General features: G+C 72.8%; 16 protein-coding genes. 13 read left to right on the top strand and 3 right to left on the bottom strand.

The features are described 5' to 3' along the window. Positions 1-111: 111 nt before the first annotated feature. On the bottom strand, positions 112-1,731 hold the full coding sequence (locus ABZW30_RS04385; RefSeq protein WP_355669522.1) for a recombinase family protein: 1,620 nt from the start codon (positions 1,729-1,731) through the stop codon (positions 112-114). A 301-nt stretch (positions 1,732-2,032) separates the two neighbouring features. Here ABZW30_RS04385 and ABZW30_RS04380 point away from each other — a divergent pair, with 301 nt between their 5' ends. The 5 genes from ABZW30_RS04380 (at position 2,033) to obgE (ending at position 9,253) form a co-directional block, all read left to right on the top strand. Continuing rightward, complete coding sequence (locus tag ABZW30_RS04380; RefSeq protein ID WP_355669521.1) at positions 2,033-2,842, top strand: TIGR03936 family radical SAM-associated protein; 810 nt, start codon at positions 2,033-2,035, stop codon at positions 2,840-2,842. Positions 2,843-3,277: 435 nt separating this feature from the next. Then, entirely contained in the window at positions 3,278-6,835 is a 3,558-nt protein-coding gene (locus tag ABZW30_RS04375) for an Rne/Rng family ribonuclease (RefSeq protein WP_355669520.1), read from the top strand. 230 nt (positions 6,836-7,065) lie between these two features. Beyond that, entirely contained in the window at positions 7,066-7,383 is a 318-nt protein-coding gene (gene rplU, locus ABZW30_RS04370; RefSeq protein ID WP_355669519.1) for a 50S ribosomal protein L21, read from the top strand. Between the two features lie 14 nt (positions 7,384-7,397). After that, positions 7,398-7,655, top strand: a complete 258-nt coding sequence (gene rpmA / locus ABZW30_RS04365; RefSeq protein WP_030058248.1) for a 50S ribosomal protein L27 — start codon at positions 7,398-7,400, stop codon at positions 7,653-7,655. 119 nt (positions 7,656-7,774) lie between these two features. Then, the gene (gene obgE / locus ABZW30_RS04360) at positions 7,775-9,253 is read left to right on the top strand and encodes a GTPase ObgE (protein ID WP_355669518.1); all 1,479 of its coding nucleotides are present in this window, start codon (positions 7,775-7,777) and stop codon (positions 9,251-9,253) included. Positions 9,254-9,328: 75 nt separating this feature from the next. Here the strand turns inward: obgE and ABZW30_RS04355 are convergent, their stop codons facing one another. Beyond that, a complete protein-coding gene (locus ABZW30_RS04355) occupies positions 9,329-10,099 on the bottom strand; it encodes a hypothetical protein (RefSeq protein WP_355669517.1) in 771 nt (256 codons plus the stop codon). A 308-nt stretch (positions 10,100-10,407) separates the two neighbouring features. Here ABZW30_RS04355 and proB point away from each other — a divergent pair, with 308 nt between their 5' ends. From proB to ABZW30_RS04330, 5 genes are all read left to right on the top strand, one after another. Next, positions 10,408-11,544, top strand: a complete 1,137-nt coding sequence (proB, locus tag ABZW30_RS04350; protein WP_355669592.1) for a glutamate 5-kinase — start codon at positions 10,408-10,410, stop codon at positions 11,542-11,544. A gap of 164 nt (positions 11,545-11,708) precedes the next feature. Beyond that, positions 11,709-12,233 carry a hypothetical protein gene (locus ABZW30_RS04345; protein WP_355669516.1) on the top strand — a complete coding sequence of 175 codons (525 nt, stop codon included), beginning with the start codon at positions 11,709-11,711 and terminating at the stop codon, positions 12,231-12,233. A 64-nt stretch (positions 12,234-12,297) separates the two neighbouring features. Then, on the top strand, positions 12,298-13,620 hold the full coding sequence (locus ABZW30_RS04340) for a glutamate-5-semialdehyde dehydrogenase (RefSeq protein WP_355669515.1): 1,323 nt from the start codon (positions 12,298-12,300) through the stop codon (positions 13,618-13,620). Positions 13,621-13,709: 89 nt separating this feature from the next. Further along, a complete protein-coding gene (locus ABZW30_RS04335) occupies positions 13,710-14,291 on the top strand; it encodes a hypothetical protein (protein ID WP_355669514.1) in 582 nt (193 codons plus the stop codon). A gap of 103 nt (positions 14,292-14,394) precedes the next feature. Then, the gene (locus tag ABZW30_RS04330) at positions 14,395-15,456 is read left to right on the top strand and encodes a hypothetical protein (RefSeq protein ID WP_355669513.1); all 1,062 of its coding nucleotides are present in this window, start codon (positions 14,395-14,397) and stop codon (positions 15,454-15,456) included. 86 nt (positions 15,457-15,542) lie between these two features. On the opposite strand, the gene ABZW30_RS04325 is transcribed toward ABZW30_RS04330, so the two are convergent. Beyond that, positions 15,543-16,595: a M48 family metallopeptidase gene (locus ABZW30_RS04325; protein ID WP_355669512.1), complete on the bottom strand. Its 1,053-nt coding sequence runs from the start codon at positions 16,593-16,595 to the stop codon at positions 15,543-15,545. A gap of 370 nt (positions 16,596-16,965) precedes the next feature. On the opposite strand from ABZW30_RS04325, the gene ABZW30_RS04320 reads away from it, so the two are divergent. The 3 genes from ABZW30_RS04320 to nadD all read left to right on the top strand — a co-directional run bounded on the left by ABZW30_RS04320 (position 16,966) and on the right by nadD (position 18,217). Then, positions 16,966-17,112, top strand: a complete 147-nt coding sequence (locus tag ABZW30_RS04320; RefSeq protein WP_355669511.1) for a hypothetical protein — start codon at positions 16,966-16,968, stop codon at positions 17,110-17,112. Between the two features lie 192 nt (positions 17,113-17,304). Further along, positions 17,305-17,460 carry a hypothetical protein gene (locus tag ABZW30_RS04315; protein ID WP_355669510.1) on the top strand — a complete coding sequence of 52 codons (156 nt, stop codon included), beginning with the start codon at positions 17,305-17,307 and terminating at the stop codon, positions 17,458-17,460. A gap of 124 nt (positions 17,461-17,584) precedes the next feature. Then, complete coding sequence (gene nadD, locus ABZW30_RS04310; RefSeq protein ID WP_355669509.1) at positions 17,585-18,217, top strand: nicotinate-nucleotide adenylyltransferase; 633 nt, start codon at positions 17,585-17,587, stop codon at positions 18,215-18,217. Positions 18,218-18,288: the final 71 nt, after the last annotated feature.

The following is an 18,288-nucleotide window of genomic DNA, read 5'->3' as shown; positions in this document are numbered from 1 at the left end:
TCATCGAGAGCGAGATCGTCATCGTGGACGATGAGGGGCACGAGGAGCCGTACGACCCGGCCAAGCACTGATGAAGAACAGCCCCCGCCGCGAAGACGGGGGCTGTCGCCGTCAGACCTTGCTCGCGAAGTCGTCCTCCTTGATGACCAGCCGATCGCGGTAGTCCTTGGGGATCACGAGTTTGAGGTGCACCGTGGGCTGCCGCTGCCCGGAGACCTTCGTACGGGTCACCTTGCAGGTCACGCCCACGCGGACCAGGTCGGCCGCCATGGCCTCTATGCCTCCGGCCTCCCAGTGCTCCCGGAAGGTCTTGCCGTTGGCGGCGTTGACCCACCGGTCCTGGGTGGACTCGGGGTCGATGGCCGCCAACTCGTCGATGAGCTGGTTCAGCGTCTCCTCGGCCTGCTCACGGGTGAAGGCGGTGCGGCCGAAGCGTCCGCCGGGCTCCAAGCCCTTCATGTAGTAGGAGACGGACTCCTCCAACTGCTTCTTCCGCTTCAAGGCCTCGGCCCCCTTGGCGTACTCCCGGACCATGACCGGCTCGTCGCCGAGCACCTTGAGCACGTCCCGTACGAGAGCGCCGTAGACGCCGTCCGGATCGTTGACGCCGGCGCCGCCGCCCTTGCAGCCGCTGCACCGCATGTACTTGTACTGGACGCCCTTGGTCGTGGTGACCTGCACCGTGATGTTGGTGCTGCAGTCGTCGCACACGAAGACCCCGAGGAACTTGGTGGCGCCACCCTCCTGACGGGCGGGCTGGTTCTTCCCCCACCTGTCCAGGTCCTTGCCGAGCTGTGCGAACTGGTCCTCCGTGAAGAGCGCCTCCGCGACCCTGATCGGCTTGCCGTCCTTGCCCAGGAGCAGCTTCGACCTGCGGCCGACGCCGCTCTTGTCCTCTTCCACCCGGTACCCCATGAGGGCGGGATTCCGGAGCCGCCGGAGGTGGGTGGAGGTGGTCAGCCCCTCGGAGCCCGGGACGCCTGCGCGCTTGATGATCCGCACCTGGCGGGACGCGGAGATCTTCGCCGCCCGGCGCCTGCTCCAGTGCAGCACCTTGTACGCGGTCTCGTCGATGGCCAGCACCGTCCGGCCGGTCTCGTCCACGACCGTCCGGTAGCCGTAGGCGGGCTTGCCGACCAGCCACTCCTCCTGGGTCTTGGCGTAGTCCCACAGGCTGGTGACCCGGGTGGAGGTGTTCGCCGCCTCGATCTCTGCGATCCCGCCGATCAGGGTGATCATGACCTTGCCGACCACGGTGGTCAGGTCGATGGCGTCGTTCTTCGAGACCAGGTTCTTCCCGTACTTGAGGCACCAGTCGATCATGGTGCTGAGGTCCGAGAGACGGCGTACGAAGCGGTCCAGCTTCCAGAACAGCAGGACGTCGAACTCGGGTGCCCGGTTGTTCAGCCAGTCCCCGAGCTGCTTGCGCTTCCACGGCGGGACCTTCGTGGCGCTCACGTTGAGGTCGCTCGCCACCCCGACCACCCGTACTCCCAGTTCACGAGCCAGTAGGCGCAGGTCCAGTTCCTGGCGGACCGGAGACGTGGTCTCGTCGGTGAGGACGCTGAGCCGGATGGAGAGGAGAGCCCGGGGAGCGTCCTCGGGCAGTTGGGCTTCCGCCCGCTTCAGTTCCTTCAGGAGTTTCAGGTCCGCCGGCGACCACTCGGCGTCCACGTCGTACTGCTGCTGTCGCTGCTGCGCCGGTACGGCGCGCTTCGCACCTCGTCCCATGTCAGGGACGTTAGCGAGTGTTTTGGATCCATGTCCATGCGGCCGCAGATGGACACCAACATCCAAATCGGCCCCACCGGCAAGAAGATGCTGCCGCTGACGGTCGTCAACAAGTAGGCGTCGGACACCCCTCGGCCCCCGTTCGGAGCGTTCCGGGCGGGGGCCGACAGGTGTCCGAGGGGCGCTGCTGACCAGGGGCGGAGCGAGGGGTACGGCGGGGCGCGTACCCTTTGAGGTGACAGAGTCCGGGCAGCGGCGGGTTTGCGCCGCGCCGGACGGGGACAATTGACTAAAGGACTGAGTGACCCTGGCACGCCGTACGCCCGACGGTCCGCCGCCCGCGCCGACGGTGCAGCGGATTCGTCTCCGCTACACCAAGCGCGGCCGGCTCCGCTTCACCAGCCACCGCGACTTCCAGCGCGCCTTCGAGCGCGCCCTGCGCCGGTCCGCCGTTCCGATGGCTTACTCGGCCGGCTTCACCCCGCACCCGAAAGTGTCCTACGCCAACGCCGCCCCGACCGGGGTGGCGAGCGAGGCGGAGTACCTGGAGATCGGTCTGGCAGCCCTCCGGGACCCCGAGCAGCTGCGGGCGCAGCTGGACGAGTCGCTGCCGACGGGCCTGGACGTGATCGACGCGGTCGAGGTCCGGACGCCGAACTTCGTGGAGCGCCTGGAGGCCTCCGAGTGGCTGGTCCGCCTCGACGGCGTCGAGCCGGACGAGGCCGCCCAGGCGGTCGGGAAGTTCCTCGCCGAGGAGCGCGTCGAGGTCGAGCGCCGGACCAAGAACGGCGTGCGGGTCTTTGACGCGCGCGGTGCGGTGGCCGCGCTCGGACTCGTCGAGCCGCAGGTCGACGGCGGTACGGACACGGCCCCCGGAACCGACCGCGATGTTCGGACCGGCCGTCCCTGTGCGATACTGCGCCTGGTAGTACGACACGCCACACCCGCCGTACGACCCGACGACGTATTGTCCGGTCTCCGTGCGACGGCCGACCTGGCGCCGCCGGTCCCCGCAGAGGTGACCAGGCTGGCGCAGGGGCCGCTCGACGAGGAGTCCGGCACGGTGACCGACCCGCTGGCGCTCGACCGCGCCGCGGCCCCGGCCGGCTGAGAAACGGCCGCCGGGCCGCGCGCTACCGCGTCCGCCTAGTGGGCGGAGGCCGGGTCCAGTGCCTCACTGGGCCCGACGGTCCTCCAGGGTTCCCGCGGCTCCCCAGGGGAGCGAGCGTCGTCGCAGCACAGGCCGGCCACTCGGGGCTCGCCGACCAGGACGGTCGGTGGGCCCGGGGCCCCGTCCGGGAGCCACCCGGGGTTGGGGGACGGCTCAGCTTGGGAAAACCTCAGAAGACTGGTCAGACCAGAAGACTTTCGACACCCCGCCGAGCGTGGGGCGCCGAGCGAGACTACGAGCCCCTGTGCGGCCTCGCGTCCGCGCGGCGGCACCGTCAAAGGGTCCGGCCCGAGCATCGTCGCGATGCCGGCCGCCCACTGGTGCCGCGCCGTGCCCGGATGCGGAGCCCGGGGGCCTGACGGGAGATCCACCCGCATGCTCGATAACACCGATCCGCAGCAGACTGCGGCCACGGAGAAGAACGAAACCGCCGCGACCGGCGGCGACGGCGCGTCCGCCGCGCCGCCGCGCCGTCGTCGCCGGGCGGTGTCCCGCCCGGCGGGCACCCCGCAGGGTGCGGCCGTCGAGGCGGCCGAGACGGTCCTGCCGGCTGAGGCGCACGAGACGCCCGCCGCCCCGGCTCCGGCGGCCGAGCCGGTCCCGGGGGCCGAGAAGCCGGTCCGGGCCCGCCGGACCCGCAAGCGTGCCGAGGCCCCGGCCGGTGCGCCGGAGGCGGCCGCGATCGTGGTCACCGCGCCGGACGCCGCTGCGGCTCCGGTCGCCGGGGCTCCCGTGGAGGAGCCCGCCGCCGCGAAGGCCGTCAAGGCCGAGAAGAAGGACGAGAAGGCGGAGAAGCCCGCTCGGGCCCGCCGGACCCGCAAGCGTGCCGAGGCCCCGGCCGGTGCGCCCGCCGCCGAGGCGCCGGCCGTCGAAGCCCCCGCCGAGGAGCCCGTCCCCGCCGCCGAGCCGGTGGCCGAGGAGGCCCCCGCCGCTCCGGCCCGCCGCGCCCGTCGCCGTCGCGTGGTCGAGGCCGCGCCGGTGGTCGAGGCCCCGGTCGAGGTGCCGGTGGCCGAGGAGCCCGCCGTCGAGGAGGAGCCCGCCGAGGAGGAGGCCGTCGAGGCCGCCGCCGTGGCCCCCGCTGCCGCCGAGCCGGTCGCTGAGGCCGAGCCGCACCACCGGGTGCGCCGCCGTGCGGTCCGCCCGGCCACCGCGGTCTTCCAGGCCCCGGTCTTCCAGGAGCCGGCCCCCTACGTCGCGCCGACCGCGCCGCAGCAGCCCGCCGCCGCCCCGGCGCCGGTCGAGGCTCCGGCCGTCGCCGAGCGCACCGAGGAGGAGGAATACGAGTACAGCGGCGTCGGCCGCCGTCGTCGGGTCCGCACCCGGGTGGAGCCGGGCCGCCGCAAGCCGGTCGTCGAGGCGCCGGTCCAGGCGCCGGTCCAGGCTCCGGCCGTCGAGGAGCCCGCCGTGGAGGCCCCCGCGGCCGGTCCGGAGACCGAGGGTGAGTGGGAGGAAGACGGTCGTCCGTCCCGCCGTCGCCGTCGGGGCGGCCGCCGTCGTCGTCGTGGCGAGGCCGAGGAGTTCGAGGCCGCCGAGGCCGTCGAGACCGAGGAGGCCGCCGCCGAGGAGGCGGCCGAAGCCCTCGCCGAGGAGGAGGGTGACGAGGACGACGAGCTGGCCGCCGGCCTGTCCTCGTCCCGTCGCCGTCGTCGCCGTCGCCGCCGCAGCGGTGAGGCCGGCGCCGTCGAGACCGCCGAGACCACCGAGGACGGCGTCCGCACGGTGGTGAAGGTGCGCGAGCCGCGCCGCCGCTCCACCGAGCCGTCCTTCGACCCGGACGAGGTGCAGTCCATCAAGGGCTCGACCCGTCTGGAGGCGAAGAAGCAGCGCCGCCGCGAGGGCCGCGAGCTGGGTCGCCGCCGGGTGCCGATCATCACCGAGGCCGAGTTCCTGGCCCGCCGGGAGTCGGTCGAGCGCGTCATGGTGGTGCGCCAGAACGGCCAGCGGACCCAGATCGGCGTCCTCGAGGACGGCGTGCTGGTCGAGCACTACGTCAACAAGGAGCAGGCCACCTCGTACGTCGGCAACGTCTACCTGGGCAAGGTCCAGAACGTGCTGCCGTCGATGGAGGCCGCCTTCGTCGACATCGGCAAGGGCCGCAACGCGGTGCTCTACGCCGGCGAGGTCAACTTCGGCGCGCTGGGCGGCCACGGCGGCCCGCGCCGGATCGAGTCGGTGCTGAAGTCCGGCCAGTCGGTGCTGGTGCAGGTCTCCAAGGACCCGATCGGCCACAAGGGCGCCCGCCTGACCAGCCAGATCTCGCTGCCCGGCCGCTACCTGGTGTACGTGCCCGAGGGCTCGATGACCGGCATCTCGCGCAAGCTGCCCGAGAACGAGCGCGCCCGTCTGAAGCAGATCCTGAAGAAGATCGTTCCGGACGACGCGGGCGTCATCGTGCGCACCGCCGCCGAGGGCGCCTCCGAGGACGAGCTGACGCGCGACGTCCAGCGCCTCCAGCAGCAGTGGGAGGACATCCGGAAGAAGGCCGCGACCGGCAACGCCCCGGCGCTGCTGTACGGCGAGCCGGACATGACCGTCCGGGTCGTCCGCGACATCTTCAACGAGGACTTCACCAAGGTCATCGTCTCCGGCGACGAAGCGTGGACGACCATCCACGAGTACGTCTCCAACGTGGCCCCGGACCTCGCCGAGCGGCTCCAGCGGTGGACCTCCGAGGTGGACGTGTTCGCCACCTACCGGATCGACGAGCAGCTGATGAAGGCGCTGGACCGCAAGGTCTGGCTGCCCAGCGGCGGTTCGCTGGTGATCGACCGCACCGAGGCGATGGTCGTCATCGACGTCAACACCGGGAAGTTCGTCGGCCAGGGCGGCAACCTGGAGGAGACGGTCACCCGGAACAACATCGAGGCGGCCGAGGAGATCGTGCGCCAGCTGCGGCTGCGCGACCTCGGCGGCATCATCGTGATCGACTTCATCGACATGGTCCTGGAGTCCAACCGCGACCTGGTGCTGCGCCGCCTGCTGGAGTGCCTGGGCCGGGACCGGACCAAGCACCAGGTGGCCGAGGTCACCTCGCTGGGCCTGGTCCAGATGACCCGCAAGCGGGTCGGCCAGGGCCTGCTGGAGTCCTTCTCCGAGGCCTGCGTGCACTGCAACGGCCGCGGTGTGATCGTGCACATGGAGCAGCCGAGCGTCCACGTCCACGCCCCGGCCGCGGCCGCGGGCGAGCCCTCGGGCGGCGGCAAGCGCCGTCGTCGGGGCAAGGGCGGGGTCGGCCACGAGGAGCCGCAGGCCGTCGAGGCCGCGGTGGCCGAGGCGGTCGTGGAGGCTGCCGAGGCCCTGGTGGAGGCCGCCGCCGAGCCGGTGCGCGAGGAGATCGAGGGCCAGCTGGCCCTGGAGGTCCCGGGCGTCGAGCTCCCGGCTGCCGAGGCCCCGGCACCCGAGATCGCCGTGGTCGAGGCTCCGAAGGCCGAGGAGGCCCCGAAGGTCGAGGCTCCGGCCGCCGCTCCGGCGGGCCGTGCCCGCCGCCGCGCGGTGCGCAAGGCGACGGCTCCGGCCGGTTCCCCGCAGGCCGCCGAGATCGTGGTGCTGCAGGCGAAGGCCGACGCGGCGCTGGAGGCGGCCCTGGCCGCCGCCGCCCCGGCCGCAGCGGAGGCCGCTGCCGAGGCGGTCACGGAGGCCGTCACGGAGGCGGAGCCCGAGGCCGCCGAGGAGGCCGTCGTCGCGGCGGAGGCCGTGGTCGTCGAGACCCCGGCCGGCGAGCCCGCCGAGGCCCCGGCCGCGGAGGAGGCGCCCGCCGAGGAGGCCCCGGCGCCGAAGAAGCGGGCCGCCCGCAAGACCGCCGCGAAGAAGACCGCCGCCAAGAAGACCACCACGGCGGCGAAGAAGACCACCGCCCGCAAGACCGCGACCAAGCGGACGAGCGCGGCGGCCAAGAAGGCCGCGGCCGCCGAGGGTGATACGGCGGCCGAGTAGTGCCCACGCCCGGGGCGGGAGTCTCTCCCGCCCCGGGCCGTACGGGCCGGTTTGCCCCTCGGGCGGCCGGTCCGTATTCTTGACCATCGGCGTGTCTACGCCACGCTCCCGAGCACATCACCTTCCCGAGGTCCCCGCGTCCGCGCGGGGCGAACGGGAGGAGGCCCCTGTGTCCGTACCCAGGCGGCTGGCGTCGGGAGGTCCGACCGAGTTAGGAAAGTAGGTACCGCATGTACGCGATCGTTCGCGCAGGCGGCCGCCAGCACAAGGTCGCCGTCGGCGACGTGCTGGAGATCGACCGTATCGAGGCCAAGCCGGGTGACTCGGTGGAGCTCTCGACCATCCTGATCGTCGACGGTGACGCCGTCACCTCCGACCCGTGGGTCCTGGCCGGCGTGAAGGCTCACGCCGAGGTGGTCGACCAGACCAAGGGTGACAAGATCGTCATCCTGCGCTACAAGAACAAGACCGGCTACCGCCGTCGTCAGGGTCACCGTCAGAAGCACACCGCGGTGCGCATCACCAGCATCGACTCGGTCAGCAAGTAAGGGGATAGCGAGATATGGCACACAAGAAGGGCGCAAGCTCTACCCGTAACGGCCGTGACTCGAACGCCCAGCGCCTCGGCGTGAAGCGCTTCGGCGGCCAGGTCGTCTCCGCCGGCGAGATCCTCGTCCGCCAGCGCGGCACCCACTTCCACCCGGGTGCCGGTGTCGGCCGCGGTGGCGACGACACCCTGTTCGCGCTGACCGCCGGTGCGGTGCAGTTCGGCAACCGTCGCGGCCGCAAGGTCGTCAACATCGTGGCCGTCGAGGCCTGAGTCCCAGCGGACTCGCGAGTCGCACCAGACTCACACTGAAGGGTGGGCCGGAATGTTCCGGTCCACCCTTCGCGCTTTACGTAGAAGCAAGCAGACTCATCCGTACTGGAGGCACACCCATGACCACCTTCGTGGACCGCGTCGAACTTCACGTCGCCGCGGGTAACGGAGGCCACGGCTGCGCCTCCGTGCACCGCGAGAAGTTCAAGCCGCTCGGCGGGCCGGACGGCGGCAACGGCGGCGAGGGCGGCAGCGTCATCCTCACCGTGGACTCGCAGGTCACCACGCTGCTCGAGTACCACCACTCGCCCAAGCGCAAGGCCACCAACGGCAAGCCCGGCGCGGGCGGGAACCGCACCGGCGCGGACGGTGAGGACCTCGTCCTGCTGGTGCCGGACGGCACCGTGGTGCTGGACCGCCAGGGCAACGTGCTGGCCGACCTGGTCGGGCACGGCACCAGCTTCGTCGCCGCCCAGGGCGGCCGCGGCGGCCTCGGCAACGCCGCGCTCGCCTCGGCCCGCCGCAAGGCCCCGGGCTTCGCGCTGCTCGGCGAGCCCGGCGAGGCCCGCGACATCGTCATGGAGCTCAAGTCCGTCGCCGACGTGGCCCTGGTCGGCTACCCGAGCGCCGGCAAGTCCTCGCTGATCTCGGTGCTCTCCGCCGCCAAGCCGAAGATCGCGGACTACCCGTTCACCACCCTGATCCCCAACCTCGGCGTGGTCACCGCGGGCGACACCGTCTACACCATCGCCGACGTGCCCGGCCTGATCCCGGGCGCCAGCCAGGGCCGCGGCCTCGGCCTGGAGTTCCTGCGGCACGTCGAGCGCTGCTCGGTGCTGGTGCACGTGCTGGACTGCGCCACCCTGGAGCCCGGCCGCGACCCGCTGAGCGACCTGGAGACCATCGAGGCCGAGCTCGCCGAGTACGGCGGCCTGGACGACCGCCCGCGCCTGGTCGCGCTCAACAAGGTCGACGTGCCGGACGGCCAGGACATCGCGGACCTGACCCGCGCCTCCCTGGAGGAGCGCGGCTACCAGGTGTTCGAGGTCTCGGCGGCCTCCCGCAAGGGCCTGCGCGAGCTGAGCTTCGCGGTGGCGAAGATCGTCGCCGAGGCGCGCGCCGCCAAGCCGGCCGAGGAGTCCACCCGGATCGTGCTGCGGCCCAAGGCCGTCGACGACGCGGGCTTCACCATCACCGAGGAGGACGGCGCCTACCGCATCCGCGGCGTCAAGCCGGAGCGCTGGGTCCGCCAGACCGACTTCGCCAACGACGAGGCGGTCGGCTACCTCGCCGACCGGCTGGCCCGCCTCGGTGTCGAGGACCAGCTGTGGAAGGTCGGGGCGCACGAGGGCGACACCGTCATCATCGGCCCGGACGAGAACGCCGTCGTCTTCGACTGGGAGCCGACCATGGCCGCCGGCGCCGAGATGCTCGGCCGCCGCGGTGAGGACCACCGCCTCGAGAGCCCGCGCCCGGCCGTCGACCGCCGCCGCGAGAAGCAGAAGGGCCGGGACGCGGCCGAGGCCGAGTTCCTCGCCTTCGAGGCGCTCTCCAGCGGCCGCCAGGCCGCCATCGAGGGTGACGACGAGGACTACTGAGCCGGTTGACGCGAGCGGCCCCCGCCACCTCGAAAGGTGGCGGGGGCCGTCCGTTTGCTCAGTGGTGACGAAACGTCACTTCGTCCAGGCGGCCTGGACCTTGGTGATGTCCGTCGAGTCGCCGTAGCCGACCATGGCCGGGGTGGAGCCGGCCGGGAAGCTGACGACGTCGCAGCCCTTGAACGCCACGCCCTTGGTGGCGCCCGAGAAGTTCGGCGCGGGGGGGCACTTGGCAATCGGGGTCGAGCTCACCGGGTTGGCGAACGAGGCGGTGTTGCCGTTGGCGTCGTAGACCTTGAGCTTGGAATCCGGAGCGGTGAAGCTCAGCTTGGTGTCGCTCTGGTTGGTCATGGTCCAGCTGACGTAGAACAGTGCGCGGCCGTCCAGGCCGGCGGTGCTGGCCTTGGCGTCCTGGAAGTCCTTGATCGAGCCCGGCTCGATCCCGGTGACGGTCCACTGCAGCTTGGCGGCGACGTTCGACGTCTTGTCGGTGAAGTCGACGGCGGCCGGCTGGCCGAACTTCACCGAGGTGCCGGCCTGGGGGAGCTTCCCGCCGCCCGCGCCGCCGCCGGCCGCACCGGCCGCACCGGCCGTACCGGCACCGCCGGTGGCCGCACCGCCCGCGGCGGCACCGCCGGTGGCCGCGCCCGTCGGGGCGGCGGTCGAACCGCCGGCCGCACCGCCGCCGGCGGCGGCACCCGGGGCGCCGCTGGTCTGGGCCGGGGCCGCGCCGGTGGCGCCACCGTTGGCGGCCGGGTCCGGGTTGTCGGGGCCGCAGGCCGCGAGCGAAAGGGCGGTGGCCGCCGCCAGGGCGGCGACGGTGAGCTTCGTGGTGTACGAACGCATGGTGCGCTTTTCTCCTGGGCGCGCGGCCGCGAACCGTTGCCGGCATGCCCAGTGCGGCGCCGCCCGATGACAGGAAGGTCGAAGACGAGTGGGTCCAGCGGGCAAGAAGCCGTCCCCCGATCTGGCTTTCGGTCAGGGACCATATCAGCCATCCGGATTGACGGCCGGGCTGTGGCGAGGCCGTGACCAGGCCGGGTCCAGCCGGTGAAACACCCCGCGGGGGAGCTGCGCGGATCGCGTAGATTTCGGGGTTGACGGCCGGGCCCGGCCCGCCGTACCCGCACCACACCGGAAGGGCGTACAGCGAGATGAGCGAGGACTCACTGCGGGAGGAGGTGCTGACCGCACGACGGATCGTGGTCAAGGTCGGCTCCTCCTCACTCACCACGGCGGCCGGCGGCCTGGACGCCGACCGGGTCGACGCCCTGGTGGACGCGCTCGCCAAGGTGCGCGCCCGCCCGGACGCACCCGAGGTCGTCCTCGTCTCCTCCGGCGCCATCGCCGCCGGCCTCGCCCCGCTCGGCCTGGACAAGCGCCCCAAGGACCTGGCCCGCCAGCAGGCCGCCGCCAGCGTCGGCCAAGGGCTGCTGGTCGCTCGCTACACCGCCTCCTTCGCCCGGTACGGCATCCGGGTCGGCCAGGTGCTGCTGACCGCCGAGGACGCCAGCCGGCGCGCTCACTACCGCAACGCCTACCGGACGCTGGACCAGCTGCTGGCGATGGGCGCGATGCCGATCGTCAACGAGAACGACACCGTCGCCACCGCCGAAATCAAGTTCGGTGACAACGACCGGCTGGCCGCCCTGGTCGCCCACCTGGTCCGGGCCGACCTGCTGGTCCTGCTCTCCGACGTGGACGGCCTCTACGACGGCGACCCGTCCAAGCCCGGCACCAGCCGGATCGCCGAGGTGCGCGGCCCGCACGACCTGGACGGCATCGAGATCGGCAGTGCGGGCAAGGCCGGCGTGGGCACCGGCGGCATGGTCACCAAGGTCGAGGCGGCCCGGATCGCCACCGGCGCGGGCATCCCCGTGGTGCTCACGGCGGCCAGCCAAGCCGCCGACGCGCTGGCCGGACGGCCCACCGGAACGCTCTTCCTGCGCACCGGCAGCCGCACCTCCGACCGGATGCTCTGGCTGGCCCACGCGAGCAGCCCGCGCGGCGCCCTGCACCTGGACGCGGGCGCGGTGGAGGCGGTGGTCTCCGGTGGCGCCTCGCTGCTGCCGGCCGGGGTCACCAAGGTCGACGGGGAGTTCGCCGCGGGTGATCCGGTGGACCTTCTTGCCGAAAACGGCCACATCGTGGCTCGCGGACTGGTCAACTTTGATGCGAGGGAGTTGCCCCGCCTGCTCGGCCGGTCCACCCGCGACCTGGCCCAGCAGTTCGGCGCCGCGTACGAGCGCGAGGTCGTCCACCGCGACGACCTGGTCGTTCTGCGCGGCTGACCGGCCGTTCGGCCGGCGCCGGCCGATCGGCGGAGCGCGGCCGGCGGGCCGCTCCGTACCGGGAGCGGCCCGGCCGCGGCGAGGAGGGGCGCAGCCGTACCGGTCGGCCGAGGGCCGACGGGGCCGGTGGGGACGACACGACATCGCCGAACAGGAGGCCGCCGGTGGAACGCAGGCGCGAGGCAGCGCTGACCGGAGGGACGGCGGGCCGGCGGCTGACCAGTATCGACGGCGGACGCGGGGACGGCCCCGCCGAGCCGGCCGGTCCGCCGCCGCAGAGGCCCGGCGGGGTGCGCAGGCCGCGGCCGCAGCGCGCCGAGGCGGTGGACCCGCCCGGCGTGCCCGAGCAGGCGCGGCTGTGGCACGTGGTGCTGAGCGTGGCCGGGCAGGTCACCCCGCTGTCCTCGCTACGCGCCTCGCTGGAGCGGCTGGCGCACGACCACTCGTTCTTCCTGACCGCCCGCTACGCGGCCGACCACGCCGAGATCCGGTACTGGGAGCAGGCCCGGGACCTGCACGACGCGGCGGCGATCGCGCTGCGGTTGTGGGGCGAGCACAAGGTGACCGCCAACCTGCCGCCCTGGGAGATCGTCGGCCTGGAGGTGGTCGACCGGGCGACGTACCACAAGCGGGTGGCGGAGGGCTTCGGCGATCCGTCGCCGCACCTGGGCGGCGTGCACCCCTACTGACCGGCCCTGTTCGCATGGCGAAACAGCGGCGGGCGGGGTCGGTGCTGTCGCTACCCTTGGCGGCATGACCAGCGACCTCGCCACCGCCGACAGCCCCGTCCTCGCCGTAGCGCGCCGAGCCCGGGAGGCCGCCGCCGCGCTCGCCCCGCTGCCGCGCAGCGCCAAGGACGCCGCGCTGCTGTCGATCGCGGACGCGCTGGTCGCCCGCAGCGCCGAGATCGTCGCGGCCAACGCCGAGGACGTGGCCCGGGCCCGTGCGGCGGGCACCGCGGAGTCGGTGATCGACCGGCTGACGCTGACCGAGGAGCGGATCGCCGCGATCGCCTCCGACGTGCGCGACGTGGTCGGCCTGCCCGACCCGGTCGGTGAGGTGGTGCGGGGCTACACCCTGCCGAACGGCCTGGACGTGCGCCAGGTGCGGGTGCCGCTGGGCGTGGTCGGCATCATCTACGAGGCCCGGCCGAACGTCACGGCGGACGCCGCCGCGCTCTGCCTGAAGTCCGGCAACGCGGTGCTGCTGCGCGGCTCCGCCTCGGCCTACCGCTCCAACACGGCGCTGGTGGCCGTGCTGCGGGACGCCGTCGCCGCGGCCGGGCTGCCGGCCGACGTGATCCAGCTGGTGCCGGGGGAGAGCCGGGACTCCGTGCAGGCGCTGATGCGCGCCCGGGGCCTCGTCGACGTGCTGATCCCGCGCGGCGGTGCCTCGCTGATCCGTACCGTGGTCGAGGGCTCGACCGTCCCGGTGATCGAGACCGGCACCGGCAACTGCCACGTGTACGTGGACGCCCGGACCGACCTGGCGATGGCCGTCGGCATCCTGCTGAACTCCAAGGCGCAGCGGGTCAGTGTCTGCAACGCGGCCGAGACGTTGCTGGTGCACCAGGACGTCGCGGACGCCTTCCTGCCGTTGGCGCTGGCCGCGCTGGCCGAGGCCGGGGTGACCGTGCACGGCGACGAGGCGGTGCTCAAGGCCGCCGAGGGCAGCGCCGCCACCGTGGTGCCGGCCACCGACGAGGACTGGGGCGCCGAGTACCTCTCGTACGACCTGGCCGCGGCCGTGGTGCCGTCGCTGGACGCCGCCGTGGAGCACATCCGCCGCTGGTCCTCCGGCCACACCGAGGCGATCGTCACCACCTCGCAGGCCGCCGCCCGCCGGTTCACCCAGCTGGTGGACTCGACCACGGTGGCCGTCAACGCCTCCACCCGGTTCACCGACGGTGGTGAGTTCGGCTTCGGCGCGGAGATCGGCATCTCCACCCAGAAGCTGCACGCCCGCGGCCCGATGGGCCTGCCCGAGCTGACCAGCACCAAGTACATCGTCACTGGTGACGGGCACGTCCGCGGGGAGGCGACGCAGACCGTGGGTGGCGAGGCGGACGCCCGCTGAACGCGGTGTGAGGGGCGTCCGTCACACGTGTGACGGACCAACTGCCGGGAGCCACAGACAAATCGCCCGGCCGGTAATACGCTGAATCCGTGGCTGAGGATGTGGGGGGTTTGCCGTACCCCGACGGCGCCGACCACGGTGGTGCGGACGACGAGTTCGCCACCGTGGTCTTCGATGAGGCCTTCGTCCGGTCCGCCGCCGTGCACGAGCCGACGGCCAAGGAGCGGCGGCTCGCCGCGGCCGAGGCGCGGTTCGAGCCGGACACCGCGGGACCGGGTTGGGGCTATGAGGTCGCGGTCGGGGACGGGCTGCCGCTGGAGCTGCGCCCGTACCCGAGCGGACTCGACGAGGACCACCTCTACCCCGACCCCTGGTCGGGCCCGGGCCGGGCGACCGGCCGCCAGGCCCGGCGGCGGTGGCGCCGCTACGACCCGGTGCGCGCCCGCGGGCGGTACGTGGCCCAGCAGCGCTGGCACCGGCCGGTGGCCTGGGTGCTCGCCGTGATCATGGGCGTGAGCCTGGTGGCGGTGGCGGTCGCGGCGATCTACCAGGGCGTGGGCGGTTCCTCCGGTGCGCCCCGGCGCCCGGAGTCCGGCAGCAGCAGCGCGGGGGTGGACCCGAGGCCCGCACCGGTCGAGGCGTCGCCGGTGGTCACGGCCCCGGCGGGCTAGTCACGGCCGGGGGCGTACGCCCCGGGCGGGTGGTCACGGAGCGTTCCCGGCAATCTGCGCGGGGGCCCTCGTAGCGGGGCGGGCGGACGCCTACCCTGGTGTCATGGGTGACCCGCGAGAGCCTCCTGAGGGTACGCCCGAGGGCGGTTCCGGAAACGAGGACGAATTCCGGTCCGTCGTGTTCGACGAATCGTTCGTGCGGGCTGCCCGGATCCAGGAGCTGTCGGCCCGGGAGCGGCTCGCGGGCTCCTTCGGCAAGGCCACCCGGGCACGGGTGCGGCTCGGGCCGCTGGGCACCGTCCCGCGCCAGGCGCTCGCCCTGCTGCTGCTCATCCTGCTGGCCTTCGGGGCGGCGGTGTACTTCGGGCTGAACTCGCCGAAGGGCATCCCGGCGCGGCCCGAGGGCAGCCAACTGACCGTCAGCCTGGTCGCGTTGAGCCCGGCTTCGGCCGTCCACCCGGTGGCCGACCCGGCGAATCCGTTCGCCGCGCTGCCGACCGGGTACAGCGATGGGACGATCGGGCTGAACACCCCGACCGGGGCCGCCACCGAGCACTTCAGCCGGGTCGAGGTGACCAAGGCGCTGGACACCGTGCAGCGCTACCTGGTCGCCTCCTCGCTGGCCCCGGCGGCGCTGGTCCAGGGCGCCACGACGGACGTACGGGCCTTCGTCACACCCGGTGAGCAGGCCGGGTTCGACGCGAGCGTCGCCCAGCCGGTGGACGACCGGCACCACGCGCTGACCGGCTGGGTGGTCCGCTTCGACCCGGCGCAGGTCGCGTTGGCCTCCGACACCGTGAAGGTGGTCGGCGCGATGCGGATCGACGAGGCGGACAGCGGCACGCTGCAGATCACCACCGACCACACCTTCGTCTACGCGCTGAAGCCGGCCGGGGCGCCCGCCGGAGCGCCGGTCACCCTGGAGACGGTGCGGCGCGAGCTGACCTTCCAGTTCGACCGGGTGGACCTGGCCTCGGCGCAGCTGCGGCTGGTGGACTCGGTGGTGCAGGCCGGGCCGGCGCCGTGCACGGCCTCGATGGCGGGCTTCCTGCAGCCGGTGCTGGCCACCGTCCAGGGCACTGCGGTGGCGCCGCCGACGGCGGTCGACCCGGGCAACCACGCCCGGCCGGCCTGGCAGGTGTGCGGGGTGCTGGCGGGGAGCTGAGCACCCCCGGAACGAGTCGAGGCTGTGACGGCGCGGCGGTCGGTGACCCCGCCCGGGTCACCGACCGCCGTGGTCCACCCGGTGGTTCAGCTGCCGTCGCGGTCCGAGGAGGAGCCGCGGTTGCCGCCGGCGAAGGTGTCGCGCAGCTTGCCGCCGACCGTGGCGGCGCCGCCGGCCACGTCCCGCAGCAGGCCCATCAGCGGGTCCTTGCTCTCCTTCACCGAGGTCGTGTAGTGGTCGGCGGCGGCCTTCCACTGCTCGCCGACCGAGGCGTCCCGGTCGTCCGAGCGACGCGGGTAGGCGCCGGCCAGGATCGAGCGGTACTCGTCGCTCTCCGCCCACTTCTTCAGCTGGGCGACCCGGACCACCGCGAACGGGTGGGTCTGCGGCAGCAGCTGGAGCAGCTTGAGCACGCCGTCGCGCAGGTCGCCGGCCTTCTCGTACTCCTCGGCCTGCTCCAGGAAGGCGTCGACGTTCATCTCGGCCAGGTTGTGCCCGCCGGCCAGCTTCATCAGGGCCCGCATGGACGCCTGGAGGTCCTGCCCGGCCAGCAGGCCGGCCCGGTCGCTGGACAGCTCGGCCTTGCGGAACCACTCCTTGAGGGCGGTGACGAGGGCCATGATGGCCAGGTTGCCGAGCGGTACCCAGGCGATCCGGGTGGCGATGTTGGTGAGGATCATCAGCATCGTCCGGTAGACGGCGTGGCCGGACATCGCGTGGCCGACCTCGTGGCCGATGACCGAACGCAGCTCCTCCTCGTCCAGCAGCTCGACCAGGCCGCTGGTGATCACGATGATCGGGGTCTCGATGCCGATGGTGTACGCGTTGACCGTCGGGTCCTGGGTCACGTACAGGTCCGGCACCTGCTCCAGATCGAGCGCGTAGGCGGCGTCGCGCACCATGTCGTACAGCTCGGGGAACTGACGCTCGGAGGTCTTCACGGCGGTGGCCAGGAACATCAGCCGGATCGCGCGCTCGGAGACCAGCCCGGCGAGCTTCTTCAGGACGTCGTCGAAGCCGGAGAGCTTGCGCAGGGCGACCAGGGCCGAGCGGTCGGCGGGGTGCTCCCAGGCCCGGGTGGAGATCTCGGGGAAGCGCTGCCGGCGCCGGCTCGGGGTCTTCTCGAACGTGTCGGTCATGGTCTGAGTACCTCCTGGTCGACGGCGGTCCCGGCGCACGGCCGGCCCCCCGCTGGTCTTCGCCTGCAACGACTGTCTGTGCAACGTCCGTGGTTGCGTACTCGTCCCCCGGCTAGCGTACGCGCGGGCCCGGCCGCGCGGTCCCGCCCCGAGCCGAAGGGGCGCGACGGTGTCGAAAGGGAGAAACGACCGGCGAGGAACGAGCGCCGGAGTGCCGACCGCCGGCACCGGGTCGGAGCGCCCCGGAGGCGAGCGGGTGAGTCACGGGGGCCGGTGGGCGGTGCCGGTGTGAGGCGGGTTTACCCTGAATGCCCTGGAGAACCGAGACCGGATCCGGCCGCGGTACCGAGCAGTTCGAGGAGCCCCTCAGATGTCCACCGACACGCTGGTCAGCCTGGCCGCCCCCATCTCCGACGGTCCCGGCCCGGGCCTGTTCCTGCGGATCATCGTGATCGCGTCCTTCGTCGGGATCGGCCTGCTGGTCTGGATCATGGCCCGCGCCTTCCGCGGCCAGTAGACCGCCGCCTCCCGTCCACGGGCTCACACGCCCCCTCTCGACGGTTCGTCCGCCCCGCTCGCTCACGCCCGGTCAGTGGCGGTGGGCCGCCGAGCGGTTGCCGTGTAACCCCCCGTACGATGACGGGTGGGCCCTCACCGGCCCGGAACAACCCCCAGGTCCGTTCACCGAGCCGAGAAGGTCCCGCCGACCATGAGCACTGCTGCCGCACTCCCCGTTCTGAACCTGCTCGCCGAGGGCGAGGGGGGCAACCACGACAGCCTGAACCCGGCCCTGACGGGTGGCGCCGCGCTGTTCATCCTGCTGCTGCTGCTCTTCATCACCACCCGCTTCAACCGGGACCGCTGAGCCGCGTCCACGGACCGCTCGGGGAGCGTCCGGCCAGCGGGCCGGCCGCTCCCTCACGCATCTGCGGGCAACCCCCACACGGGCGTTCCCGCACCGTAATGGGCGTCGCGTAAGGTGTGGCGGCATGGGAGAGCAGGCCGGGATTCCCGGCGGACCGGAACCGGTGAAGAAGCGCCTCGGCGTGATGGGCGGCACCTTCGACCCGATCCACCACGGACACCTGGTCGCCGCCAGTGAGGTGGCGAGCGCGTTCCACCTGGACGAGGTGATCTTCGTCCCGACCGGGCAGCCCTGGCAGAAGAGCGACCGGCAGGTCACCCCGGCCGAGGACCGCTACCTGATGACGGTCATCGCCACCGCCGAGAACCCGCAGTTCTCGGTCAGCCGGATCGACATCGACCGCGAGGGCCCGACGTACACCGTCGACACCCTGCGCGACCTGCACGCCCTGCACCCGGACGCCGACCTCTTCTTCATCACCGGCGCCGACGCGCTCGCCCAGATCCTGTCCTGGCGCGACTCTGACGAACTCTTCTCGCTGGCCCACTTCATCGGATGCACCCGGCCGGGGCACACTCTGTCGGACGCCGGACTTCCGGTGGGCGGGGTCTCCCTGGTGGAGGTCCCGGCGCTGGCCATCTCCTCCACGGACTGCCGCAACCGGGTCGCCAAGGGCGAGCCGGTCTGGTACCTCGTCCCGGACGGCGTGGTGCGGTACATCGACAAGCGGGCGCTGTACGCGCCGCACGGGACCTGAGCCAGGAGCGTCAGTGAGCGAGCGCAGCGAGCGAATGATCAATGGGCGCGCGTTTCGCGAAGCGGCCGCCG

It is taken from the genome of Kitasatospora sp. NPDC004669, assembly GCF_040609455.1.
Classification (GTDB): domain Bacteria; phylum Actinomycetota; class Actinomycetes; order Streptomycetales; family Streptomycetaceae; genus Kitasatospora.
This window is presented reverse-complemented; position numbering and strand designations above follow the sequence as displayed.

Excerpts from the sequence above, each read along its gene's own strand:
- ABZW30_RS04385 (WP_355669522.1), bottom strand. The coding sequence starts at position 1,731 with ATGGGACGAGGTGCGAAGCGCGCCGTACCGGCGCAGCAGCGACAGCAG.
- ABZW30_RS04375 (WP_355669520.1), top strand. The coding sequence starts at position 3,278 with ATGCTCGATAACACCGATCCGCAGCAGACTGCGGCCACGGAGAAGAAC.
- rplU (WP_355669519.1), top strand. The coding sequence starts at position 7,066 with ATGTACGCGATCGTTCGCGCAGGCGGCCGCCAGCACAAGGTCGCCGTC.
- rpmA (WP_030058248.1), top strand. The coding sequence starts at position 7,398 with ATGGCACACAAGAAGGGCGCAAGCTCTACCCGTAACGGCCGTGACTCG.
- obgE (WP_355669518.1), top strand. The coding sequence starts at position 7,775 with ATGACCACCTTCGTGGACCGCGTCGAACTTCACGTCGCCGCGGGTAAC.
- ABZW30_RS04355 (WP_355669517.1), bottom strand. The coding sequence starts at position 10,099 with ATGCGTTCGTACACCACGAAGCTCACCGTCGCCGCCCTGGCGGCGGCC.
- proB (WP_355669592.1), top strand. The coding sequence starts at position 10,408 with ATGAGCGAGGACTCACTGCGGGAGGAGGTGCTGACCGCACGACGGATC.
- ABZW30_RS04340 (WP_355669515.1), top strand. The coding sequence starts at position 12,298 with ATGACCAGCGACCTCGCCACCGCCGACAGCCCCGTCCTCGCCGTAGCG.
- ABZW30_RS04330 (WP_355669513.1), top strand. The coding sequence starts at position 14,395 with ATGGGTGACCCGCGAGAGCCTCCTGAGGGTACGCCCGAGGGCGGTTCC.
- ABZW30_RS04325 (WP_355669512.1), bottom strand. The coding sequence starts at position 16,595 with ATGACCGACACGTTCGAGAAGACCCCGAGCCGGCGCCGGCAGCGCTTC.
- ABZW30_RS04320 (WP_355669511.1), top strand. The coding sequence starts at position 16,966 with ATGTCCACCGACACGCTGGTCAGCCTGGCCGCCCCCATCTCCGACGGT.
- ABZW30_RS04315 (WP_355669510.1), top strand. The coding sequence starts at position 17,305 with ATGAGCACTGCTGCCGCACTCCCCGTTCTGAACCTGCTCGCCGAGGGC.
- nadD (WP_355669509.1), top strand. The coding sequence starts at position 17,585 with ATGGGAGAGCAGGCCGGGATTCCCGGCGGACCGGAACCGGTGAAGAAG.